Here is a 23606-nt window from a genome sequence, read left to right as displayed (position 1 = left end):
ATGAAAACAATATTAAATTACATAAGACCATTATTCTTATTCGTTCTCATAGCTTTTTCGGCTTGTGAGGGAAGAAGAGAGTTTGATGATATCATAGAAACCGGTGTTAACCTTAATAATTATGACATTATTTTATTAGAATCTGGTAATTCGCTAGATGTGACTGCGATTTTTGAACCCAATGTTGCACCTCAGCGTGATTACATTTGGGAGGTAGATGATCCTAGTGTAGCAGATTTGGTTCAAAATGAAGATAAATCTGTAACACTTACTGCTACAGGTTCTGGTGAAACAGTTTTAAGTATAACTGCAGCAGATGATGAGACAATAACTGCAACAGCTTCTGTTAAAGTGATTGCAGGCCCTCCTGTTGACATTACAGACCAAAGTACGATCTCGGTTAACCGTGAGAACAGTAACGGCCCTACTGGCGGTGAAGGTTCTCCCAAACTTATAGATAATGATACAAGTACTAAGTATTTATCTGGATTTGTAACTCCGTTTTGGGTAAACCTTGAATTTGAAGAACCTATTGTTGCGGGATATTATTCATTTACATCAGGAAATGATGCTCCGGGAAGAGATCCTAAAGACTGGGAAATTCAAGGGTCTCAAGATGGCGAAAACTGGACAACTTTAGACAGTAGAACTAACATGAGTTTTTCTGACCGTACACAGACTCGTGAGTTCTATTTTGATAACAATACTGCATACAAATTTTACAGATTTAATGTGCTGAGTAATGGAGGATCAAGTTTATTTCAAATGTCTGAATGGAGATTATTTCTCTTGCCATTTTAATTAATTAGCGGTAAGTTTTGATTTATTTTAAATCAGATTATAATTAGAAAAGGTCTTTAATATTTATTTGAAGGTCTTACTTAGCCAAAGCCACCTATATGATTTCAGTAGGTGGCTTTTTATATTTAAAAAGAAACTTCATTTTCTTATTGATGAAATACTAAATGGTTTTTTTTTTTTTGAATTGTTACATTTGAATTATGTTTATACATTAAAATAAAAAGACCTCATTAATCAAGCTTATGAAATTTACTATAGATCACAAAAGTCCTGTTCCTCTTCACGCTCAGGTTGAAGAGTTGTTAAGAGCGTTAATTGAACAGGAGGAATATCAAAAAGGGAAAGTTTTACCCAGTGAAGTAGAGATTAGTAATAGATTAGCGATTTCTCGATCTACGGTAAGGCAGGCTATTAAAAAACTCGTTTTTGAAGGTTTATTGATTAGGAAAAAGAAGGCAGGTACAAAGGTCGCTCCCAAACCTGTAAGCTCTAAGTCAAACAACTGGTTGAGTTTTTCTCAGGAAATGAAATTGCGGGGAATTACTATCAGAAATTTTGAATTAAATCTAAGCTGGGTAAAGCCTTCAGATGACATCGCCCGGTTTTTTGAAATTTCTAAAGATAAGAATGTATTGAAAATGGAGCGAGTTAGAGGTAAAACAGATGAGCCCTTTGTGTACTTTGTCTCCTACTTTCATCCACGTGTGGGGTTGACAGGGGAGGAAGACTTTAAATTACCATTATATGAAATGCTGGAGCAGGAACATGCAATCATAGCATCTTTGTCTAAAGAAGAAATAAGTGCAACCGCTTCAGACGAGTTTATCTCAAACAAACTCAAGATTAAAAAAGAAACCCCTGTTTTATTCAGGAAACGATTTGTGTTTGATCAGGGAGAAAGGCCAATTGAATATAATTTAGGGTATTACAAATCAGATAGTTTTATTTATTCTGTAGAAAGTAATAGGTAGCATTATTAATATCTCATAATTAATAAAAACTTTTTTTTGAAATAATTAATAAATAATGATATTGTTACTTATTAATTATTATGTTTGTACATAAGAACAATAAATAAATTTCTTTTATGCAGGAATTGGAAAAAAATTATCACCTAGAACCCTCAGTTCTAAAAAGAAAAACAGAACAGTTTTTAATCCCCGAGGTAAGAGAAACTCAGAATAAACACTCAAATTTTGATTTGTATCCTTCTCATGATTTGGGCTCAGAAAAAATATTTAGAGGGTTTGATAGTCTTGCAAATTACATAGCAACTAAAAAAACTGTTTGTTTAGATGGTTTTTCAGGTGTTAATTGGAGCCAGATAATAGAACAGGTTGCCACTCATTTAAACACTAAAGATTTAAAATTTAATCTCATTGATATTTCAGAAAGTTTAAAGCCCGAAGATCAAATTCAGGAAATGATAGGACCTTTTCTTGGGGGCGAAGAGTCTATTTGGGGTACCAGATGCAATCTTGAAATAGGAGATTTTTTTGATAATGCTAAGTTAAATGCACTTGAAGTTGATGAAGAGGTTGATGTAACTATTGTTTTTGGATCTGGGGCCTCTTTAGTAAATTTTGAACATACTCTGCTCTATTTTGATCTGCCTAAAAATGAACTTCAATACCGCATGCGTGCTGGGGAAGTCTCTAATCTTGGAGTAACTGCTACTAAAGAGAATTTTAAGATGTATAAGCAGTATTATTTTGTGGATTGGGTAGTATTGAATGCAGAAAAACGCAGATTATCAAAATATATAGATGTACTAATTGATTCTCAAAACCAACTTGAGCCAAGCTGGGCATTTATGAAAGATGTCAAAGCTGCTCTTAAACAAATGAGTACTACATCTTTTAGAGTAAGACCCTGGTTTGAGCCAGGAGCCTGGGGAGGAGAATGGATTAAGGAGCATATTGAAGGTTTAAATAAAGATGTCATTAATTATGCATGGGCTTTTTCTTTGATAGTCCCGGAAAATGGATTAATCCTTGAGAGTGATAATCACCTTCTGGAATTTTCTTTTGATTTTCTAATGCATCAGGAGGCAGAAAATATTCTCGGAAAACATCATAAAAAATTTGGTAATGAGTTTCCTATTCGCTTTAATTTTTTAGACACCTATAAAGGGGGTAATCTCTCTGTACAGTGCCATCCTAGTTTAAAATATATTCAAGAAAAATTTGGTGAAAATATAACGCAGGACGAGTGTTACTACATTTTAGATTGCGATGAAAATGCAAGTGTATATCTAGGTTTTCAGGAAGATATTGATGCTGAAAAGTTCAGATCTGAGCTTGTGAGAAGTCAAGAAGAGAACGTTGAACTTACTATTACTGATTATGTACAACAGCACCCCTCTAAGAAGCACGACTTGTATTTAATACCTAACGGAACAGTGCATAGTGCAGGAGCTGGTAATATGGTTCTTGAGATTAGTGCTACGCCTTATATTTTTACATTTAAGATGTATGATTGGTTAAGGTTAGATCTTGATGGTAACCCAAGACCTATTAATATTGATCACGCTTTCAATAATTTAAGGTTTGATTTTAAGGGAGATAAAGTAGAAAAAGAACTTTTTTCTCATACACAGCAGATTGAAAAAGGTAAAGATTTTGAAATTATTTATTATCCCACACATCAAGAACACTTTTACGATGTGAGAAGATTTGATTTTGAAACAACCATGAATATTGAAACCTTAGGGTCATGTCATGTTATGATGTTGGTTGAAGGAGAACAAATTGAACTGGAAACAGAAACTGGTAAAAGCCAAAAGCTAAGCTATGCAGAAACTTTTGTAGTACCGGCTGCAGCTAAAATATTTAAGCTTAAAAATTTAGGAAGTGGCAGAGCTAAAGTTATTAATGCATACTTAAAATAGAAAAATATCAAATGTGGCTCTAATTCTGTTGGAGCTATAACGATTGAAAAGTGTAACAAATTTACCAAAGTATAATTCACATGTTAAGTTTAGGGGTAGATATAGGGGGGAGTCATATTGCTTGCTGTGTTTTTGATCACACCAGTAAAGAATTACTGAAAGAGACTTTTTCATATAAAAAAGTTAATCCTCATGGTACAAAAGATGAGATTTTAAAAACGTGGTTACTCGCACTAAAAGAATCGGTAGCGCATTTAGATAGAAATATAGCTGGTGTTGGTTTAGCGATGCCCGGACCTTTTGATTATTACAGGGGTATTAGCAAAATAAAGGAAGTAGCTAAATTACAAGCATTATATAACGTGAGCTTACGATTAGAAATAGCTCAAAGTCTCAACCTGAAACCTTCTCAGGTACGTTTTATAAATGATGCTTCGGCATTTTCAATTGCTGAAGCTGCTTTAGGAAAAGCTTCAGCATATAAAAGAATTGTTGCTATTACACTGGGTACAGGACTGGGAGCAAGCTTTGCAATTAATGGAATGCCAATATTAAAAGGTGAAAACGTTCCAGATAGTGGTTATCTCTATAATCAATATTATAACAATGTTCTTGCAGATGAGTTGTTTTCAACACGTGGTATAATTGAAGCTTACAGGGAAATGACAGGAGAACAAATTAAAAATGTTAAAGAGCTGTTTGATAAGGTAGGTCTAGATAACCAAGCTAAACTTGTTTTTGAAAATTTTGGTAGTCAATTAGGAGATTTTATAAAACCTTACTTGGAGGAGTTTGAGGCAGAAACCCTTGTTTTGGGAGGTAAAATCTCTGGAGCTTTTGATGTTTTTGGTAATTCATTAAAAAAAGAACTCGCCTTTCTTGAAGAAATATATGTTTCAGAATTTGGAGAAGAAGCAGCCATAATAGGAAGTGCACTTTTACTAGATGAGATGTTCTATAAAAAAATTGAAGATACTTTAAAGTTGATGTGATGAATGACAAAAAAGTGAATTTTAGAGTTATGCTTCCTGTTCTGTTGTGCTATATAGTAATGGGGTTTGTTGATATTGTAGGGGTTTCTACAGGATTTGCAAAGCGAGATTTCGACCTTTCACCGGAGATGGCACAGTTATTACCTTCAATGGTTTTTATATGGTTTTTTATTCTTTCTATTCCTATTGGTGTGGTGCAGCACAATATTGGTAAAAGAAAGGTTTTACTATTTGGAATACTATTTACATCGCTCGGCATGTTTTTACCTTTTCTACAATATTCTTACCCTGTATTGTTAGTTTGTTTTGTGTTCTTAGGTATAGGGAATACCATAATACAGGTTTCTTCAAATCCACTGTTGCAAGATGTGGTGCTCAAGGAAAAGTTTTCGAGCTATATGAGTTTATCTCAATTTATAAAAGCTATAAGTTCACTTTTAGGGCCAGTAATTGTCACCTTTTTTGTGGCTCAATATGATGATTGGAAACTTGTTTTTTTAGTATACGGCTTTACCTCAGTGTTTGTGGGCTTATGGCTTGTTATTACACCTGTTAAAGAAACATCATCAACATTTAAAGCAACTTTTAGATCTACGTTAAGCCTTTTAAAAGAACCTTTTATAGCATCAATGGTTTTAGCCATTTTTCTAATTGTAGGACTTGATGTAGGGATAAATACAAATATTCAGAATTTACTAACACAGAGATTTGGTATTGGTCTGGAGCAAGCATCACTTGGTATCAGTTTGTATTTTACAGCATTGATGGTCACTCGATTTCTAGGAGCAATACTTTTTTCTAAAATCGATAACCTTAAATTTTTATACTGGTCCTCTGCTTTAACTGCAGTATTACTTATAGGACTAATTTTGGCACCCTCCAGTACAACAGCATATATACTTCTCTTCTTGTTAGGTATCAGTTCAGGTAATCTTTTTCCATTAATTTTTTCGCTTACGGTAAATAGAATACCGCAACGGGCTAATGAGATATCAGGTTTAATGATTATGGCAGTAGTGGGAGGAGCAGTAATACCACCTCTTATGGGCTTAGTAAATAAATTCTTTAGTGTTCAACTTAGTTTTGTAGTACTTGTTATAGCCGCTGGTTATGTATTTGCTACTTACTTCATAATAAAAAAAAATATTAATAATGTATAAGTTAGTCATAGTTGCTGTTGTCATTTTATTGGTTTCTTGTGAAACTTCAAACAAGGAAAAACAAAGGGTTGTTGATAAGGAATCCCCTTTAAACTGGGTAGATCCTAATATAGGAACAGCTCATAGTCGCTGGTTTTTTTATACTCCAGCTTCCATGCCATTTGGTATGGCAAAATTAGGACCTTCAACAAACGGAAGTTTGGGTAATGAACAAGGTTGGGAAGCTACAGGCTATGACTCCAGAGATAATACTATTGAGGGGTTTGCTAACCTTCACGAATTTCAGATAGGTGCTTTTATGTTCACCGGTACTACAGGAAATTTACAAACCGTTCCCGGCGAAATAGATAAACCAGAAACAGGATATCGCTCGAGATTTGACAGAGAAGAAGAAGTTGCTCGTCCAGGATATTATAAAGTTAACCTTAAAGATTATGGGGTTACTGCAGAATTAACGGCAACTAAACGTGTAGGCTTTCATAAATATACCTATCCAAAAAGTGATAGTTCGTATGTAATACTTGATATAGGTAATGAATTGGGAGAGAGTGGGGATGTTAAGGATGCTGCTGTTGAATATGATGCAGAAAACCAGACATTTAATGGCTGGGTTACAACTTACCCTAAATATGTGCAGAAGTATCAGGAAGGTGCTGAGGTAAAAATGTTTGTATCTGGAGAGGTGAATAAAAAACCTGTTGAAGCCGGTACTTTTTTACACGAGAAGCAATTTAAAAATGAGCTTAAGAATAAGGGGGAAGGTGTAGGGCTTTATCTGCGCTTTGAAACCGAAGAAAATGAAGAGGTTGAAATTAAAGCCGGATTCTCTTTTACTTCATTAGAAAATGCACAAGAAAACCTGAAAGCTGAAGCAAAGGATATGACATTTGAGGATGCATTATCACAGGCTACATCAACTTGGGAGCATGAACTGTCAAAAATTAAGATTACTGATTCTTCTTCAACTAATAAAACCAAGTTTTATACGGGTCTTTTTCATGCATTGTTAGGAAGAGGACTTGCAAGTGATGTAAACGGGCAGTTTCCTGAAAATGACGGAAGCATTGGTCAGATTCCTCTTGATGAGAATGGAGATCCAGAATTCAACTTTTACAATACTGATGCAATTTGGGGAGCTTTTTGGAATCTAACACAATTGTGGACGTTGGTCTGGCCGGAATATTACAATGATTTGGTTCAAACCCATTTGGCAGTGTATAAAAACTCAGGCTGGTTAGGAGACGGTTTGGCAAACTCCCGTTTTGTTTCTGGAGTAGGAACAAACTTTGTTAGTCTAATCATCGCTTCAGCATATCAGGCAGGAATTAGAGATTATGATGTAGAGCTTGCTTTTAAAGCTGCTTATGAGAATGAGGTACGTTATAAAGATCGTATTGAAGGTGCTGGTAAAACCGATTTAAAGGGTTTTGTTGAGGATGGTTACATAACGTATGTTGAGGGTAGGGGTACTTCTCCTGAGGGTTCAGCTTTTTCTGTTTCCCATACGCTAGAATACTGCTATAGCTCTTATGCAGTAGCCCAATTTGCGAAGGCATTAGGTAAAGAAAAGGAGTATGAAGAATTGATGAAGCTTTCTGAAAACTGGAAAAATTTATATGATGAAGAGACTGATTTTATAAGACCTAAAGATGCTAATGGAAACTTTTTATCAAATTTTGATCCTTTTGCTCCATGGATAGGTTATCAGGAAGGGAATGCCTGGCAATATACTTTTTACGTACCCCATCAGCCTGAAGAGCTCGTAGAGAAAATGGGAGAAGAGAAATTTGTTAAGAGACTTGATTCCATATTTACGGTTTCAGAAAAGACAAAATTTGGAGGAGAGAATATAGATGCATTTGCCGGACTGAATTATTTATACAATCAGGGTAATCAGCCCAATTTGCATATCGCATACCTGTTTAATTATACAGACTCACCTTGGCTAACCCAAAAATGGATTCGAAAAATTTGTGATGGATTTTATGGTGTTGAACCTATACACGGGTATGGTTATGGGCAAGATGAAGACCAGGGGCAATTAGGCGCTTGGTATAATATGGCAGCAATAGGTCTGTTTGATGTTAAGGGGCTTGTTGAGATCAATCCTTCCTTTCAGCTAACCAGTCCGATATTTGATAATATTGAAATTACTACAGGATGGGGAAGCACAGTTAATATTGAAGCTAAAAATAATCTAGAAGATAATTATTATATACAATCGGTTATGGTTGATGGGGAAGCCTATCATACAAATAGTATAAGTCTAGAAAAGCTGAAAGAAGGAACTGATATTGAGTATAGCTTGGGTTCAGAAGCTAATAAAGAATGGTTTAAATAAAACTATTAAAATTCCATAGTTATGTCCAGCATCATCCAGCTTTACAAACGATTAATTCTTAAAATTCATGATATGAGTTCTAGAATTGATTATGGGTAATAACCTCGATCTAAAAGAGAAAATCAATTTTTAACAATTCTAAGTAATCAAAAATATAACAAGATTATTGCGCAAGTAAAACGTTTTATTATATTTGTTGTAATGTTAGAACATTATAGTTGAAAACTACTTTATTATTAACATTTTATAAAAACAACATATATCGTTTTATCATAGTTGCTACAACGATGTAATAAGATTTAATTAACAAATAACAATTCATGAAAAAACAACTATTCTACCAGATCTTTTGGCAAAAGAGAGTTGCTCTGCAGCTTTTGACCAAGAGCTTTAACTGGATTTTTCTTGTATTTCTATTTCTGAATACTGTAGCTCAAGCTCAGGAAATAACGGTTTCAGGGATGGTTAGTGATTCGAACGGTTTGCCTTTACCGGGTGTAACCGTAATTGAAAAAGGGGTCAATAACGGAGTCCAGACAGATTTTGATGGAAATTACTCGCTTACCGTAGCAAGTGCAGAGAGTGTGCTCGTCTTTTCATATGTAGGAATGAAAACGATTGAGGAAGTAGTGGGGGCTAGAAACTCAATCGATGTATCTCTAACAGACGATGTAGCTGCTTTAGATGAAGTGGTGGTAGTGGGTTATGGTACTCAAGTGCGTTCAAAAGTTGCAGGAGCTGTAGATCAGGTTAGTGCTCAGGATTTTGAAGGACGTTCTTCAGCTAATGTCACACAATCTTTACAGGGTAAATCTCCAGGGCTTGTTATACAGCAACGCAATTCTGAACCAGGAGCAGGACTCAATATTAACATTAGGGGTATTAGTACACTAGGAAATAATAGTCCGCTTATCGTAATTGATGGTATAGTAGGTGGAGATCTTAATTCACTCAATCCATCTGATATTGAAAGTGTATCAGTTTTAAAAGATGCCGGTAGTGCGGCAATATATGGTTCGCGTGCAAATAACGGGGTGGTTTTAATTACAACTAAAAAAGGTAAAAAAGGGCGTGCTATGACTATACAATATAATGGTCTTAGCGGAATTAACAATCCACATTTCTTTACAAAACCGGTAGAAGGTTATGAAAATGCAATCTTAAGAAATGAAGCTGCTTTTAATTCTGATGGCGTAAGCAGTGCTGTTTTTTCTCCGGAACGTATCAGACAGCTTCGTGAAGATGGTTCTGAAGAATGGTTTGCAGAAGAGATCGTGCAGGAAGCTTTACAACAGAATCACAGTTTAGCAATCTCTGGAGGAAACGAGAATACAACCTACAGAGTTTCTCTGGGCTATACTGATGAAAAAAACATTTTTGTTGGCCCTTCAAAAGGGTTGAAACGTTACAATTACAGAGTAAATCTGACCAGCGAGTTTGAGAAGTTTAGAATAGAAACCACATTATCTTATGCTAAACAGAAAATCAAAGATCATTCTTTTAATACCAGTACGTTAATGGTGGATGCATTTAGAACGCCATTATATTACACACAAAAAGATGAAGAAGGCAATTATTTAACCAATGATGTTTTGGGACAATTCAATCCTTTAGGTGTTTTAGAGCAAGGAGGATTTAGACATTATGATAACGATGATTTGTTTGGATCACTGTCCTTACAATATGCGGTCACAGATAAATTTAAAATACGAGGGGTTTTTGGAGGAAGACTTTACAACAATTCTCTATACGCAAGAACTACTCGAGTAGATTTTATTCCTGGAGGAGTATATGGTGAAAACAGAAATACGCGTGATGAAATGCGTAAGAGTTTAGATTTAAACACACAGTTTTTAGCAGAATACAATAATACGTTTGCAGACAAACATGATGTAAATGTTTTATTAGGTGTGTCTAATGAAAATCACAGCGATCGCGGGATTGGTATTTTTAGAATTAATACAGATCCTGATTTAGGAACTCCTACTAGCGAAACAACCATAGAAGAAGGTTCGTATAATTCTAACCAGAGTTCTTCAAAGAACAGTTTAAATTCAGCTTTTGGTAGAGCTTCTTACACATTTGATGACCGGTATACAGCAGAGTTTAGTTTTAGATATGATGGGTCTTCAAAATTCAGAAAAGACCTAAGATGGGGTTTCTTTCCTTCTGCATCACTTATTTATAATGTGACTAATGAAGATTTCATGCAAGATTATAAAGATAAGTGGGGAGGGGTTAGATTCAGAGGTTCTTACGGAGTTTTAGGAAATCAGAATGTAGGAAATTTTCAATATCAGACGACTTATTTCACCTTCCAGAATGCTTACGCATATAATAACGCTGCAGTAAGCGGTACCGGTTTTAATTTTGCCAATCCTGATTTACAATGGGAACGCGCAGCAACATTAAACCTGGGTGTAGATCTTGACTTCTTTAATAAATCCTTGTTTGTCACTTTTGATTGGTTTAATAAAATCACATCAGATATACTTGTTGCTCCGGCAGTTCCGGGTGTATACGGTACAGATCTTCCTGATTTCAATGCAGGGAAAGTAAGAAGCTATGGGTGGGAATTATCTGCTACCTATCGCCATACCGGAAAGCTGTTTAGTCATACCCTTACAGCAAATATTGGAGATACTCAAAATGAAGTGCTCGAGTTTCAAGGAAATGAAATTCTTACCGGAGTAGAGGAGTTACAAGTTATACTGAGAGAAGGTGTCCCTTTTAGATCTTATGTAGGGCTCAAGCGTGAAGGTATTTTTCAAAGTTTTAATGAGATTGAGAACAGTGCTGTACCGGTAGGCTTATCTCCGGTTCCGGGCGATAATAAATATGTTGACCTTAATGAAGATGGTGTTATTGATGATGATGATAAGTTCATTTTTGGTAATCCATTTCCGCGATACACTTTTGGATTGACTTATAATGTTGAGGTTAAAGGATTCGATCTGAGCGTCTTTGTTCAGGGAGTAGGTAAGCGTACAATGATGGTTCGTGGAGAACAGGTAGAACCTTTTCATTTTAATTATGGAGCGACTATGTACACGCACCAACTTGATTATTGGACGCCTCAAAACACAGACGCTTATTATCCTAGGTTAGCTAATAATGGTACACAGTCTAATACCAACAATTTTAGAAGAGGGTCAGATATGTACCTCTACGATGGAGCTTATGCACGTTTAAAGAACTTACAGTTGGGATACACTATCCCAAAAACAAGTACAGAGGCAATGGGTTTAAATAAAGTGCGGTTTTATGTGTCAGGTAGTAATTTACTTACTCTGGCAAAAACGGACTGGTTGGACCCTGAACTTTCTGAGTTTGATTCGAACTTAAATAATGGAGGGGCTAATAGTGCAAGAGCATACCCAACGTTGATTTACTATGGATTAGGACTGGATATTACTTTTTAAAAAGCAATGAAAATGAAGACAAATAACTACAGAATAATTTTTGGTCTTTGCTTGGCTTTAGTTTTTACAAATTGTGAAAAGCTAGACCTTGTACCAGAAAATACATTTACAGATGAGACTTACTGGACATCAACCCAGAAGGCACAGACATTTTTGAATACAGCGTATTCTCAGATGATGAGTAGCAGTCACTTTTTTTATAATGAAGGCTTATCAGATAATGCCTATAACGGAAGAGGTGATAACGCAGGAGCTGCATCAATAGCTTCGGGTACCTATGATTCTTCTTTAGGAAGAATGCAGTCTGAATGGGACCAGCGCTACGGAGGAATAAAGACCACCAATCTTATTTTGGCAAATATTGATCGGGTACCTGATATGGATGAAGCTATTAAAGCCAGAATGATTGCTGAAGCTCGGTTTTTAAGAGCCTGGCAGCATTTTTACTTGATGACTTGGTTTGGCGATATTCCTTTATTGGAAAGTGATCCCTCTATTGAGGAGGCGCAAACTATAACCAGAACACCTAGAGCTGAAGTTCTTCAATTTGTTATTGCTGAGCTTACAGATATTTTAGATGACCTTCCGGTAAAATCTGATTATACCGAAGGAGAGAGGGGTAAAATTAGTCGCGGGGCTGTGGCTGGCTTTTTAGCAAGAATTCATTTGTACGAAGGTAACTGGTCTCAGGCTGCATCGTATTGTGAAATGATTATGAATGGAAGCGTTGGTGATTATGGATTATTCAATTCGTATTCGGGATTATTTTCAGCTCAAAATCAATTCAGTTCAGAAGATATTTTAAGTCTACAATACGCGCCAATAAATAGAACCTGGGGTGAACTTTTTGATATGATACCTATTTCAGTTGGGGGTCGGGTAAATGCTCTTGCTCCAACTCAGGAGCTGGTAGATAGTTATAAAATGATCAACGGTCAGGATATTCAAGAAACCGGTTCTGGTTTTGATGAAGATAATCCTTATGAAAATCGCGATCCGCGATTAACAGCAACAGTAGTCTATAACAATTATGAATGGCAGGATCTTGATGGTACTTCTACAATTTATATAGAACCAGGTTCAGACCCCAGTGATGATAATACAGATGAGTATGCTCCAGGAGGATCAACGACTTCTACTGGATATTATGTGCGTAAATATTTTGATCCAAACCACGAGGCGGGTATCGCTATCAGCACAAATTTAATGCTCATACGTTATGCAGATGTGTTGCTTATGTATGCTGAAGCAAAACTTGAAATGGGAGAATTTTCTGAAACGATTTGGGATGATACGATAGGTTTATTAAGGTCGCGTGCAGGCTTTACAGATCCAGCTGCATTAACCTACCCATCAGGGTTAAGTGAGCAACAGATGCGTACAGAGATCAGAAATGAAAGACGCGTAGAATTGGCAATGGAAGGTTTACGCATTTTTGATATCCGCAGATGGAAAACAGCAGAAGATGTTTTAAACGGTTATGCTCATGGTGCTCAGTTTGGACCAGATGATATAGATGATGGATATCTTCGGGTTAATTTAAGAACTTTTGATCCCTCAAGACATTATTTGTGGCCAATTCCAAGAGATGAGCGCCTTATAAACCCTAATCTAACACAGAACCCGGGTTGGTAATTAAAAAGGAAATACAGAAAAATAAAATAATATACATATGAAAAGTGCAATCGGTAAAATTTTAGTAGTATTTGCCCTGTTTTTGGGGCTTGTGAGCTGTGAAGATGATGATTCTTTAAACATAGCAGAAGTATCAGAGGTAGAGGCGTTATACAGTCCAGAAAATAATGTTTTTTATAACCTGGGCGCGCAAAGCGCTGCAATTTTTGAATGGCAGGCATCAAAATCAGCAGATAATGGGGTGGTGCTGTATGATGTAGTATTTGATGAAGAGGGAGGGGATTTTTCAGAACCTCTATATGTTACTCCTTCAGACGGACAAGGGTTTTCAAATAAATTAAACCTTTCATTTACCCGCTTAAATGAAATTGCTACTATGGCAGGTATTGCTTCTGAAAGTACTGGTAAATTACAATGGACAGTATGGAGCTCAAAAGGATTAAATGTGAAACAATCTTCAGAAATACGTACCATAGAAGTAGAAAGACCTGCCGGTTTTCCTACTCCAGATGAATTATTCTTAACAGGAGCTGCTTCGGAAGGAGGAGAGGACCTTGCTGCAGCAATGCCTTTTGTGAAAACTGGGGCTACTACTTATGAGATCTATACAAAGCTAAAACCCGGAACTTATAAAATGGTTACCCGCAATTCTGGGGAACCTGAATCATTTTATATAGATAGTGAAAGTAAATTAAAAAAGGATGGTGAAACTACTTTTAGTGGCACTGAAGCAGTATACAGAATTCGTCTTGATTTTAGTGACGGTACAACTAGCATGGCAACTATTGATAAAGTAGAACTTTGGTTTCCTCCAAACGGAGACTACCTGTTTTCATTGGATTATGCGGGTAATGGAACGTGGGAGGCTTTAGATAAATATATAGAGTTTAAAGAGGAGACTTGGGGTAGAGATGAACGTTATAAATTTAAGTTTACTGTAACAACAGAAAGTGGTACTCTGGAAGAATGGTATGGTAGCGTAAATGTAGATAACTCTCAAGCACCTACACTAGATACCGCTGATTCTTTTTATTATATGGTTCCACAATCACCGGGCGAAGACTATAATTATACCTTCAAATTTCGACAAGAAGTAGATATGGCTAATGTAGACCTAAAAATCTATTTCAATGCAGATGTACCTGAATATACACACGAAATTACTGTGCTTTAAAAAAAAAATAATTATGAGATTTCAATTTAATATAACTTTTGTGCTTCTTCTTACATTGTTAGGAGGAGTACTCATATCCTGTAGTGATGACGATCCCATACCTTTGAGGGACCCCTCACTAACTGCGGGTGAGGAGGTGCCGATAGACTGGGCTGCAACGGCAGATTCTATTCAGGATGCTTCTTATAATATTTACTTAGGAAGTGAAGGGACTTACGTTACCGATAACCAGGGTAATACTACCTTTCAATATTGGCCTAATGCTCACGTACTGCATGTGTTAGTAGATGCTTATGTAAGGACACAAGATGGATCATACTTGCCAAAAATGAAGTCTTTATTACGAGGCATTAAGTCCAAAAATGGAGACACATACAGTAATGTATTTAATGACGATATGCTGTGGTTGGGTAACAGTACGATGCGTGCATACAACGCTACTGGTGATGAAGAATATTTAGATGTTGCAAAATTTCTATGGGATGATGTTCTGTTAAGTTATAGCGAAGTTCTTGGGGGAGGAATAGCATGGAAAAAGGATACGCCATTTTCTAAAAATGCAGTTTCAAACGGACCAACAATCATTCTTGGAATGCGTTTATACGATGCCACAGGAGATGAGACGTATCTCAATTGGGCAAAAGATCTTTATGAGTGGGAAAAGGCTAATCTCGTAGATCCAACAAATGGGGAAGTTTGGGATAACATACAGCTTATAGATGGTAATCCGGTAATACAAAAAGACTGGGTTTTTACTTACAATATGGGAACATGGATTGGAGCCGGACTCAGATTGTATAATGAAACGGGAGAGCAAGGTTACCTTAATGATGCTTTACAATCCGCAAGAACTACATTAACGAGTCCAAAACTTACTACCCAAGGAGTTTTAAGGGATGAAGGCCAGGGAGATGGAGGTCTTTTTAAAGGAATACTGGTTCGCTATTTTACAGAAATGATTCTGGAAGATGACATTAGTGAAGATGACTACAATGACTTCTTAGATTTTTTGATTTTTAATGGTGAAACTTTTTATAATAATGGATTGAGTCATCCCGGAATGTTATCTAGTCCAGATTGGAGAAATGCTCCACCAGACCGTGTTGATCTTAAAACACAACTGAGCGGGATTATGCTGGTAGAAGCCATGGCAAAGCTAGAGGCTGAGGGATTACTAACAGAATAGAAAATATTTGGTAATAAAATATTGAGGTCATATTTTTTAAATATGACCTCAAAAAATCAATTATATAATCGTTTTAAAAATGTGTTTAAGTAAAATAGAATTCATAAAACTTGCCTCACTAAAACGTTTTACTTATTTTCACCAGTACGATTATATATCATTTTCGCTGCACCAGAATAAGAACAATTAAAATTTATCGCAGCTAAATTTACTACTATGCAAAGAAGAAAGTTTATTCAGAATACAGCGATGGCAGGAGGATTAACCATGGTTAATCCTACAGGTATTTTTGCCAATACAGCTTTTAAAAAATTCCCAACAGTACGTGTGCCTCAAGGGCAACGCAATTTTGAAAGTAAAGCCATTGAAAAAGCAATTAAAGAATTTTCAAAGAATGTTGATAATGATGAGCTGACCTGGTTGTTTAACAACTGTTTTCCTAACACGCTAGACACTACAGTGACTTATTCAAAACATAACGGAGCACCAGACACCTATGTGATTACCGGTGATATTGATGCCATGTGGCTGCGCGACAGCTCGGCGCAGGTTTGGCCTTATATGCAATTCGCAGATGAAGATAAAGATCTAAAACACCTCATTGCAGGTGTGATTAATCGCCAGACACGTCAAATATTAAAAGACCCGTATGCCAATGCTTTTTATAACGATCCTAATAAAAAAGGAGAGTGGACGTCTGATAATACTAAAATGCTCCCAGGAGTTCACGAACGTAAATATGAGATAGATTCTTTATGTTATCCTATACGACTGGCCTACAATTACTGGAAAACTACGGGAGATACCGCTCCTTTTGACACACAATGGCTTGCAGCTATCAAGAATATTTTAAAAACTTTTAAAGAGCAGCAAGAAAAAGACGGCACTAACCCCTATAGTTTTACTCGTAATACTACAAACGGCACAGATACACGCTTTTTAAAAGGACAAGGATACCCTGTGAAACCAGTAGGTCTTATTTGCAGCGCTTTTAGGCCAAGTGATGATTCTACAGTTTATTCTTTTTTAATTCCGTCTAACTTTTTTGCTGTAGTAAGTTTGAATCAGGCTGCAGAGATGGTTGAAACGCTTCAGGATGAAGATCAACTTGCAACTGAACTGAAAGCTTTGGCTGTAGAAGTTAAAGAAGCAATCGGCAAATACGGAGTTACAGAGCACGAAAAATATGGAGAAATCTATGCTTTTGAGACCGATGGTTTTGGGAATCACCTGATGATGGATGATGCCAATGTGCCTAGCCTACTCTCGTTACCTTATCTGGACGCCATCGACGTCAATGATCCTATTTATCAGAACACGCGTGATTTTGTTTGGTCATTAGATAATCCATTTTTCTTTAAAGGAACAGCGGCTGAAGGTATAGGCGGACCCCATGTAGGTATGGATATGATTTGGCCTATGGCAATCACCATGCGCGGACTCACAAGTACTTCTGATGCCGAAATTAAAGAATGCATCACGATGCTTAAGAATACACACGGAGGAACCGGTTTTATGCACGAGTCTTTTAATAAAGATAATCCAGAGGATTTCTCCAGAAGCTGGTTTGCATGGGCTAACACCTTGTTTGGCGAGCTTTTATGGAAAACCTATCAGGAAAAACCAAAACTACTCAATACTATTTAAAGCTTAAAGGTAGATGAAACAAAACGCCAGCGCCTTCCATTTAAAATTATTATGTTGTTTTGTACTTACTTTATCAAGTGCAAAACAGCTTTTAATTGCTCAACAACAAAAAGCATACGTAGAGAACCCTGTTACCTACGTAAATCCTTTTCACGGTACCGCACCACTTACAGATCCTGATTTTATAGGTTATACTCCACCAGACGGCTGGCGGGTCTGGGCAGGATTAACCTATCCCGGTTCAACGCTTCCCAATGCGATGGTGCAGCTGAGTCCCATCACTCAGTATGGAAGTGGCGCAGGATACGAGTATGAGGATACTGAAATTTTAGGGTTTACACATACCAATAAGGGGCACTGGAATTTATGCCACATTCCTATTTTACCCATTGCTGAAAATGCTTCGGCACCTTTTAGATCTTCCTTTAATAAGGAGACAGAAAAAGCTTCTCCTGCATATTATACTGTATTTTTAAAAGATTATGGTGTAGAGGTTGAAGTCACTTCTACACTGCGGGCAGGGTTTCATAGATATACCTTTGATGATAATGAAGCTCATACCATCCTTTTTGATTTAGGCCATGCCAATCACCGGGTTGACGAGTGGCAGATTAGACAAACAAGCCAAAATACCTTAGAAGGGTTTCAGAGAACGGGAGGCGATAAAATTTATTTTTCGGCAGTGTTAAATGAAGATGTCGGTGAGCTGTTAACGGTTAATCCCGGTGAGTCTAATGGTTATGCAATGCTAAAATTGCACGCTAAAAACAAGCCGGTAACTTTAAAAATCGGATTGTCTTTTGTGAGCACAGCAAATGCTAAAGAAAATCTTCAGCAGGAAATAGGAGAAAGGAATTTTGAAGAGGTCAAGAGTATGGGTGAGAACATCTGGGATGAGGTTTTATCAAAAATTCAGATTTCCGGCGGAAGCCAAAAAGAGAAAGAACTTTTTTACTCTTCCTTATATCGCAGTATGCAATGGCCAGCTTTGCGAAGTGATATAAACGGAGATTTTACAGATGCTGAAGGAAAAGTTCAGAATAAAGGATTCAGGTATTATACAAATCCTTCACTTTGGGATACCTACCGCAACAAGTTGGTTTTACTCAGTTTGCTTGCACCCCAGGTTACCGGAGATATCATTCAATCGTTGATTGATAAAGGCGAGCATAACGGTTTTATGCCTACATTTTTTCACGGGGATCATGCGGCTCCTTTTATAGCACAAGCTTATGGAAAAGACATCAAAAACTTTGACGTAAAAAAGGCCTATGAGCTACTGCTGAATAATGCATACAAAGAGGGAGGAACGCGGCCCCACATTAAAGAATATATTGAGAAAGGTTTTATATCAGATCCAGACGTTAAAAACCCTAACACCGAAACCAAAGCTAATGCGGGGGTTTCAAAAACCTTAGAATATGCACTTGATGATTACAGTTTATCGCTTTTAGCTGAAGCTTTAGGGGATCAGCAACACGCAGCAGAATTAGCCAAGCGCTCTAAAAATTACAAGAATGTATTTGACCCTAAGACGCATTTTATGCGCGGTAAGCTGCAAGATGGATCGTTCATAAATCCTTTTGATTCAGAATATCCTTATTACGAGTATATGTATCGGGAGGCAAACGCGTGGCAGCTTTCATTCTATGTACCACACGATATGCCGGGTCTTGTAGATTTATATGAAAACAACACTGCTTTTGAAGCAAAGCTTGATTCTTTGTTTTCACTGCCATGGAATCCCAACCATATAGCTAGGAATGTTAGTGGATTTCTAGGGCAATATTGCCACGGAAATCAGCCCGATCACGAGGCACCTTTTGCTTATTATTTTATCGATAAACCTGAAAAATCACAGAACATTATAGATACCCTTCTTAAAGATTATTATGGCGTTGGAACGACCGGTTTAGCCTTTAGCGGAATGGACGATGCCGGTGAAATGAGTGCGTGGTATGTTTTTGCAGCTTCGGGATTGTACCCGCTATCACCTGCAGATAATGAATATCTTGTGAGCCTTCCTATCTTTGATCATGTAAAGTGGAATTTGGGAAGAAATTCTTTAGAAGTATCAAAAGAAGGAACATCAAGAAAATTAAAGGAAATAGAATATAATGGATTGCCTGTTGATGGATATTTCTTAAGTCAGGAACAACTTATACAAGGTGGTAAACTAATTTTAAAGACGCAGTAAATTAAATACATCAAGAACTATGAAGCATACGTTAGTATTATTAGTCAGTTTATTTTTTATTAATACAATTACTGCGCAAAGCTATAAAGTAGTTTCTCCTAAAGGTGATCTAGAACTATCCATTTCGATTGGAGATGCGATTTCATATTCCGTTAAAAAAAGAGGTACTACTGTTTTAGAGAATAACACGTTAGCATTAACTATTTCTGGCCGCAAACTTGGGGAAATGCCTAAAGTGAAAAGCAGTAAAAAAACAAGTGCTCGTGAAGAATCACAACCTGTAGTTCCTTTAAAATTTAGTGTTCTTAACTATCAATATAAAGGGATACGCATCAATTTTAAAGGAGATTATTCGGTAGAATTCAGAGTTTTTGATGAAGGAGTTGCTTATCGATTCATAACAGGTTTTAAAGGAGCTATTGAGGTGAAATCTGAAGATTTTACGGTAAATCTAGCCGAAGAATTTACAGCACATTTACAGCAGACCCCTTCGTTCAAAACCTCTTATGAGTACCCGTATTCACATATTAAAACATCAGAGTTTAAAGCAGGTTCTAATAAATCTACACTTCCGGTGTTGCTTGAAAGCAATGCCATTAAAGTCTTGATTTCGGAATCTGATTTGACAGATTATCCTGCAATGTTTTTAAATACCGAAAAGCCCAATACACTTTCAGGAGAATTTCCTTTATATCCGCTAGAGTTTGGTGATGACGGTGACCGGAGTGTAAAGATTTTAAAGAGAGCTGATTATATTGCAAAAACCTCGGGAAAACGCTCGTTTCCGTGGCGCTACTTTTTAATCACCTCAACTGACGGCGACATATTGACAAATACCCTCACAACTAAATTAGCGCAGCCTAATGCGTTAGGAGATTTAGATTGGTTAAAACCGGGACAAGTAAGTTGGGAGTGGTGGAACGGAGCTTCTCCTTATCACGTAGATTTTAAAGCCGGTTTTAATGAAGAGACCTACAAATACTTTATTGATTTTGCTTCAAAATTTGAGATTCCCTATATCATTATGGATGAAGGCTGGGCAAAGTCTACTACAGACCCGTATACACCTAATCCAAATATTGATCTTTTTGCATTGATAGATTATGCAAAAGAGCGCGATGTAAAGATTGTTTTATGGCTTACCTGGTTAACAGTAGAGAATAATTTTGAGCTTTTTGAAAAATTCCAAGAATGGGGAATCGCTGGTGTTAAAATTGATTTTATGGATCGAAGCGATCAATGGATGGTTAATTATTACGAGCGTGTTGCTAAAGAAGCGGCAAAACATCAACTCTTTGTAGACTTTCACGGCTCATTTAAACCAGCTGGCTTAGAGATCAAATATCCTAATATTCTTTCGTATGAAGGGGTTTTAGGGCTTGAGCAGATGGAACGCGCAACAACAGACAACAGTCTTTACCTTCCTTTTATACGCAACGCAGTAGGACCTATGGATTTTACACCGGGTGCGATGATTAATATGCAACCAGAAGCATATTACAGCAGAAGACCCAACTCTGCAGGAATGGGAACCAGAGCCTATCAAATGGCATTGTTTGTAGTTTTTGAAAGCGGACTACAAATGCTTGCAGATAACCCTACCAATTATTACCGAGAAGAGGAGTGTACTAACTTCATAACAGATGTGCCTACGACTTGGGATGAGACTGTTATTCTAGACGCAAAAATTGGGGAGTATGTTTTAGTTGCAAAGCGAAAGGGAGATACCTGGTATGCTGGTGGAATTACCAATGGAAACAAAAGTGAAAGAGCGTTTACCTTATCACTTGATTTTTTGACTAAGGGAGAAACTTACATGATGAATTCTTTTGAAGACGGTATAAATGCCGGAAGACAAGCAATGGATTATAAATTGAACAAAGCTGATGTTGATGCGACTGATACAATTACCATTAAATTAGTGAGAAATGGAGGATGGGCAGCATCCTTTAAAAAATAATCGAGATTTTAAAGTTTAATATTCAGTAAAATTTTGATCAGTCAAAATTTGATAAACACAAAAAAATGATAAAAGTAAGACTGGTAGGCCTATTCTTTTTGCTTATTACTTCCATTGGTTTAAGTCAGGAACTAAGTTATAAAACTGTTGAAAACATCAGTTATTACCCGGATACTTCAGGCTTAAGCGAATATCAAAAAGCACAGTGTCGCTTAGATATCTATTATCCGGAAGGCAAAAAGGACGTACCGGTAATTGTATGGTTTCACGGAGGTGGTTTAACCGGTGGCGGTAAGGAAATTCCACAAGCTTTAAAAGAAAAGGGATATTGCATAGTAGGAGTAGGGTACAGACTTTCTCCTAAAGTCAAAGCTGCTACCTGCATAGAAGATGCTACTGCTGCAGTTGCTTGGACTTTTAAAAATATAGCAGACTTTAACGGTGATCCAGATTCTATTTTTGTGAGTGGTCATTCAGCTGGTGGATATCTTGCGTTGATGACGGTTATGGATAAAAGCCGACTTGATAAATATGATATCGATGCAAACGATGTTGCGGGTTTGGTGCCGTTTAGTGGGCATACTATAACCCATTTTACCATTAGATCAGAACGAGGTATTCCCGGAGAGCAGCCTATTATAGATGAATTTGCACCCCTATATTTTGTACGTAATGATGCACCACCTACACTATTAATTACAGGAGATCGTGAACTGGAAATGCTGGGCAGATATGAAGAAAATGCTTATTTCTATAGAATGATGAAGGTAGCTGGTCAAGAAAATATTACTCAATACGAGATGCAAGGCTATGGTCATAATATGACACATCCCGCTTTTCCGCTGTTAATCAATTTTGTACAGGAACATAATTAATTTCTTAAATATCGAATTTGTAAGGAATAAAGAAGGTCAAATTATTATTAAATATTATAGGATTAAATTTAGTAAAACCTTTTAGTTGCTTTATTTTTGCACGTTAACGGAAGGGTATTATTAAAGGTTTTTAGAGTACCATACGAGACATGAAAAACATTTACGAAGATAAACGGATTGTAATGACGCTTGATGCGGGAGGAACAAACTTTGTTTTCTCAGCATTGCAATCTGGAGAAGAAATTATAACGCCAATTACCTTGGCATCTAATTCTGATAATTTAGAAGTTTGTTTACATACTATAATTGAAGGTTTTCAGGAGGTAAAAAAATCGCTTAATACAATGGAGCCCGAAGCGATAAGTTTTGCATTTCCCGGGCCTGCAGATTACAAAAATGGAATTATAGGAGACTTAGTAAATCTACCTGCTTTTAGAGGAGGTGTGGCTTTGGGACCTATGCTCGAAGAAATTTTTGGTATTCCTACGCTTATAAATAATGATGGAGATCTTTTTGCTTATGGCGAGGCCGTTGGTGGGTTGTTACCTACTATAAACAAGTCACTGACAGAATCTGGTTTATCACGCAGGTATAAAAGTCTTATCGGGATTACGTTAGGTACCGGTTATGGCGGTGGTATTGTGGTTAATAATCAGGTTTGTTTGGGTGATAATTCCGCTGCTGGCGAAATCTGGCTTACACGAAACTTTATTAAACCTAAAACTGTGGTCGAAGAAAGTGTGAGTATCAGAGCGATTCAGCGTGTTTATACAGAACAGTCGGGAGATAGCGCAGTTCTTTCTCCAAAAGATATATTTAAAATAGCTTGTGGAGATGCTGAAGGAAACAAAAAAGCTGCAATCACGGCTTTTGAAGAAATGGCTGTTGCTGTTGCAGAATCCTTGGCTAATGTGATTGCATTAATAGATGCTCCAATTGTTATTGGTGGTGGGATTGCAGGTGCTTCCCGTTTTATTATTCCTAAAATTATTGAGCATTTATCAGGTTCTATTTATGATCTTGAAGGTAATGCTATGCCACGAGTAATTTCAGGTGTTTATAACATTGACGATCCTAAAGATTTAGCAGACTTTTTATCAGATTCAGAAACTGAAGTTAATATACCATTCAGCTCTAAAAAAGCCTCGTATAATAAAGAAAAGCGTGTAGCAATTGGCATTAGTAAATTAGGTACAAGTACAGCGGTTTGCTTTGGAGCTTATGCGCTGGCTCTTGATTTTCTAGACAAGACCAATTTATATGAAGCGGTTGAACAAATCGGATCAAACTAAATAAAAAAGCCTGCTCAATTGAGCAGGCTTTTTT

At 36.8% G+C, this 23606-nt stretch carries 15 protein-coding genes; all 15 read left to right on the top strand.

What is annotated here, in order from left to right; all coding sequences use genetic code 11:
• The 15 genes from DSM02_RS03495 to DSM02_RS03425 all read left to right on the top strand — a co-directional run bounded on the left by DSM02_RS03495 (position 1) and on the right by DSM02_RS03425 (position 23572).
• Positions 1 to 801, top strand: a complete 801-nt coding sequence (locus DSM02_RS03495; RefSeq protein WP_128764366.1) for a discoidin domain-containing protein — start codon at positions 1 to 3, stop codon at positions 799 to 801.
• 242 nt (positions 802 to 1043) lie between these two features.
• A complete protein-coding gene (locus DSM02_RS03490; RefSeq protein WP_128764365.1) occupies positions 1044 to 1772 on the top strand; it encodes a GntR family transcriptional regulator in 729 nt (242 codons plus the stop codon).
• A gap of 116 nt (positions 1773 to 1888) precedes the next feature.
• Positions 1889 to 3691 carry a class I mannose-6-phosphate isomerase gene (locus DSM02_RS03485; RefSeq protein ID WP_128764364.1) on the top strand — a complete coding sequence of 601 codons (1803 nt, stop codon included), beginning with the start codon at positions 1889 to 1891 and terminating at the stop codon, positions 3689 to 3691.
• An 80-nt stretch (positions 3692 to 3771) separates the two neighbouring features.
• Positions 3772 to 4683 (top strand): ROK family protein, encoded by a 912-nt coding sequence (locus DSM02_RS03480; RefSeq protein WP_128764363.1) that lies wholly within the window; start codon positions 3772 to 3774, stop codon positions 4681 to 4683.
• Positions 4683 to 5843: an MFS transporter gene (locus DSM02_RS03475; RefSeq protein WP_128764362.1), complete on the top strand. Its 1161-nt coding sequence runs from the start codon at positions 4683 to 4685 to the stop codon at positions 5841 to 5843. Before DSM02_RS03480 ends, DSM02_RS03475 begins: the two co-directional genes overlap by 1 nt.
• Complete coding sequence (locus DSM02_RS03470) at positions 5836 to 8184, top strand: GH92 family glycosyl hydrolase (RefSeq protein ID WP_128764361.1); 2349 nt, start codon at positions 5836 to 5838, stop codon at positions 8182 to 8184. Before DSM02_RS03475 ends, DSM02_RS03470 begins: the two co-directional genes overlap by 8 nt.
• A 320-nt stretch (positions 8185 to 8504) precedes the next feature.
• Positions 8505 to 11606: a SusC/RagA family TonB-linked outer membrane protein gene (locus DSM02_RS03465; protein WP_128764360.1), complete on the top strand. Its 3102-nt coding sequence runs from the start codon at positions 8505 to 8507 to the stop codon at positions 11604 to 11606.
• 12 nt (positions 11607 to 11618) lie between these two features.
• Positions 11619 to 13241, top strand: coding sequence for a RagB/SusD family nutrient uptake outer membrane protein (locus DSM02_RS03460; RefSeq protein WP_205875073.1), 1623 nt, complete (start codon positions 11619 to 11621; stop codon positions 13239 to 13241).
• A gap of 37 nt (positions 13242 to 13278) precedes the next feature.
• Positions 13279 to 14415, top strand: a complete 1137-nt coding sequence (locus tag DSM02_RS03455; RefSeq protein ID WP_128764358.1) for a SusE domain-containing protein — start codon at positions 13279 to 13281, stop codon at positions 14413 to 14415.
• Between the two features lie 13 nt (positions 14416 to 14428).
• Entirely contained in the window at positions 14429 to 15601 is a 1173-nt protein-coding gene (locus tag DSM02_RS03450) for a glycoside hydrolase family 76 protein (RefSeq protein WP_164918222.1), read from the top strand.
• A 216-nt stretch (positions 15602 to 15817) separates the two neighbouring features.
• The gene (locus tag DSM02_RS03445; RefSeq protein WP_128764356.1) at positions 15818 to 17248 is read left to right on the top strand and encodes a glycoside hydrolase family 125 protein; all 1431 of its coding nucleotides are present in this window, start codon (positions 15818 to 15820) and stop codon (positions 17246 to 17248) included.
• 13 nt (positions 17249 to 17261) lie between these two features.
• Complete coding sequence (locus DSM02_RS03440) at positions 17262 to 19445, top strand: GH92 family glycosyl hydrolase (protein WP_128764355.1); 2184 nt, start codon at positions 17262 to 17264, stop codon at positions 19443 to 19445.
• 19 nt (positions 19446 to 19464) lie between these two features.
• Positions 19465 to 21405, top strand: a complete 1941-nt coding sequence (locus tag DSM02_RS03435; protein ID WP_128764354.1) for a glycoside hydrolase family 97 protein — start codon at positions 19465 to 19467, stop codon at positions 21403 to 21405.
• A 65-nt stretch (positions 21406 to 21470) separates the two neighbouring features.
• A complete protein-coding gene (locus tag DSM02_RS03430) occupies positions 21471 to 22280 on the top strand; it encodes an alpha/beta hydrolase (RefSeq protein ID WP_128764353.1) in 810 nt (269 codons plus the stop codon).
• 149 nt (positions 22281 to 22429) lie between these two features.
• On the top strand, positions 22430 to 23572 hold the full coding sequence (locus tag DSM02_RS03425; protein ID WP_240673970.1) for an ROK family protein: 1143 nt from the start codon (positions 22430 to 22432) through the stop codon (positions 23570 to 23572).
• Positions 23573 to 23606 lie beyond the last annotated feature (34 nt).

It is taken from the genome of Leeuwenhoekiella polynyae (assembly GCF_004104075.1).
Lineage (GTDB): Bacteria > Bacteroidota > Bacteroidia > Flavobacteriales > Flavobacteriaceae > Leeuwenhoekiella > Leeuwenhoekiella polynyae.
Note: the sequence above shows the minus strand (reverse complement) of the source record. Positions and strands in the feature narration are given on the sequence as shown.

Excerpts from the sequence above, each read along its gene's own strand:
- DSM02_RS03455 (WP_128764358.1), top strand. The coding sequence starts at position 13,279 with ATGAAAAGTGCAATCGGTAAAATTTTAGTAGTATTTGCCCTGTTTTTG.
- DSM02_RS03495 (WP_128764366.1), top strand. The coding sequence starts at position 1 with ATGAAAACAATATTAAATTACATAAGACCATTATTCTTATTCGTTCTC.
- DSM02_RS03475 (WP_128764362.1), top strand. The coding sequence starts at position 4,683 with ATGAATGACAAAAAAGTGAATTTTAGAGTTATGCTTCCTGTTCTGTTG.
- DSM02_RS03440 (WP_128764355.1), top strand. The coding sequence starts at position 17,262 with ATGAAACAAAACGCCAGCGCCTTCCATTTAAAATTATTATGTTGTTTT.
- DSM02_RS03450 (WP_164918222.1), top strand. The coding sequence starts at position 14,429 with ATGAGATTTCAATTTAATATAACTTTTGTGCTTCTTCTTACATTGTTA.
- DSM02_RS03470 (WP_128764361.1), top strand. The coding sequence starts at position 5,836 with ATGTATAAGTTAGTCATAGTTGCTGTTGTCATTTTATTGGTTTCTTGT.
- DSM02_RS03425 (WP_240673970.1), top strand. The coding sequence starts at position 22,430 with ATGAAAAACATTTACGAAGATAAACGGATTGTAATGACGCTTGATGCG.
- DSM02_RS03460 (WP_205875073.1), top strand. The coding sequence starts at position 11,619 with ATGAAGACAAATAACTACAGAATAATTTTTGGTCTTTGCTTGGCTTTA.
- DSM02_RS03435 (WP_128764354.1), top strand. The coding sequence starts at position 19,465 with ATGAAGCATACGTTAGTATTATTAGTCAGTTTATTTTTTATTAATACA.
- DSM02_RS03480 (WP_128764363.1), top strand. The coding sequence starts at position 3,772 with ATGTTAAGTTTAGGGGTAGATATAGGGGGGAGTCATATTGCTTGCTGT.
- DSM02_RS03465 (WP_128764360.1), top strand. The coding sequence starts at position 8,505 with ATGAAAAAACAACTATTCTACCAGATCTTTTGGCAAAAGAGAGTTGCT.
- DSM02_RS03445 (WP_128764356.1), top strand. The coding sequence starts at position 15,818 with ATGCAAAGAAGAAAGTTTATTCAGAATACAGCGATGGCAGGAGGATTA.
- DSM02_RS03490 (WP_128764365.1), top strand. The coding sequence starts at position 1,044 with ATGAAATTTACTATAGATCACAAAAGTCCTGTTCCTCTTCACGCTCAG.
- DSM02_RS03485 (WP_128764364.1), top strand. The coding sequence starts at position 1,889 with ATGCAGGAATTGGAAAAAAATTATCACCTAGAACCCTCAGTTCTAAAA.
- DSM02_RS03430 (WP_128764353.1), top strand. The coding sequence starts at position 21,471 with ATGATAAAAGTAAGACTGGTAGGCCTATTCTTTTTGCTTATTACTTCC.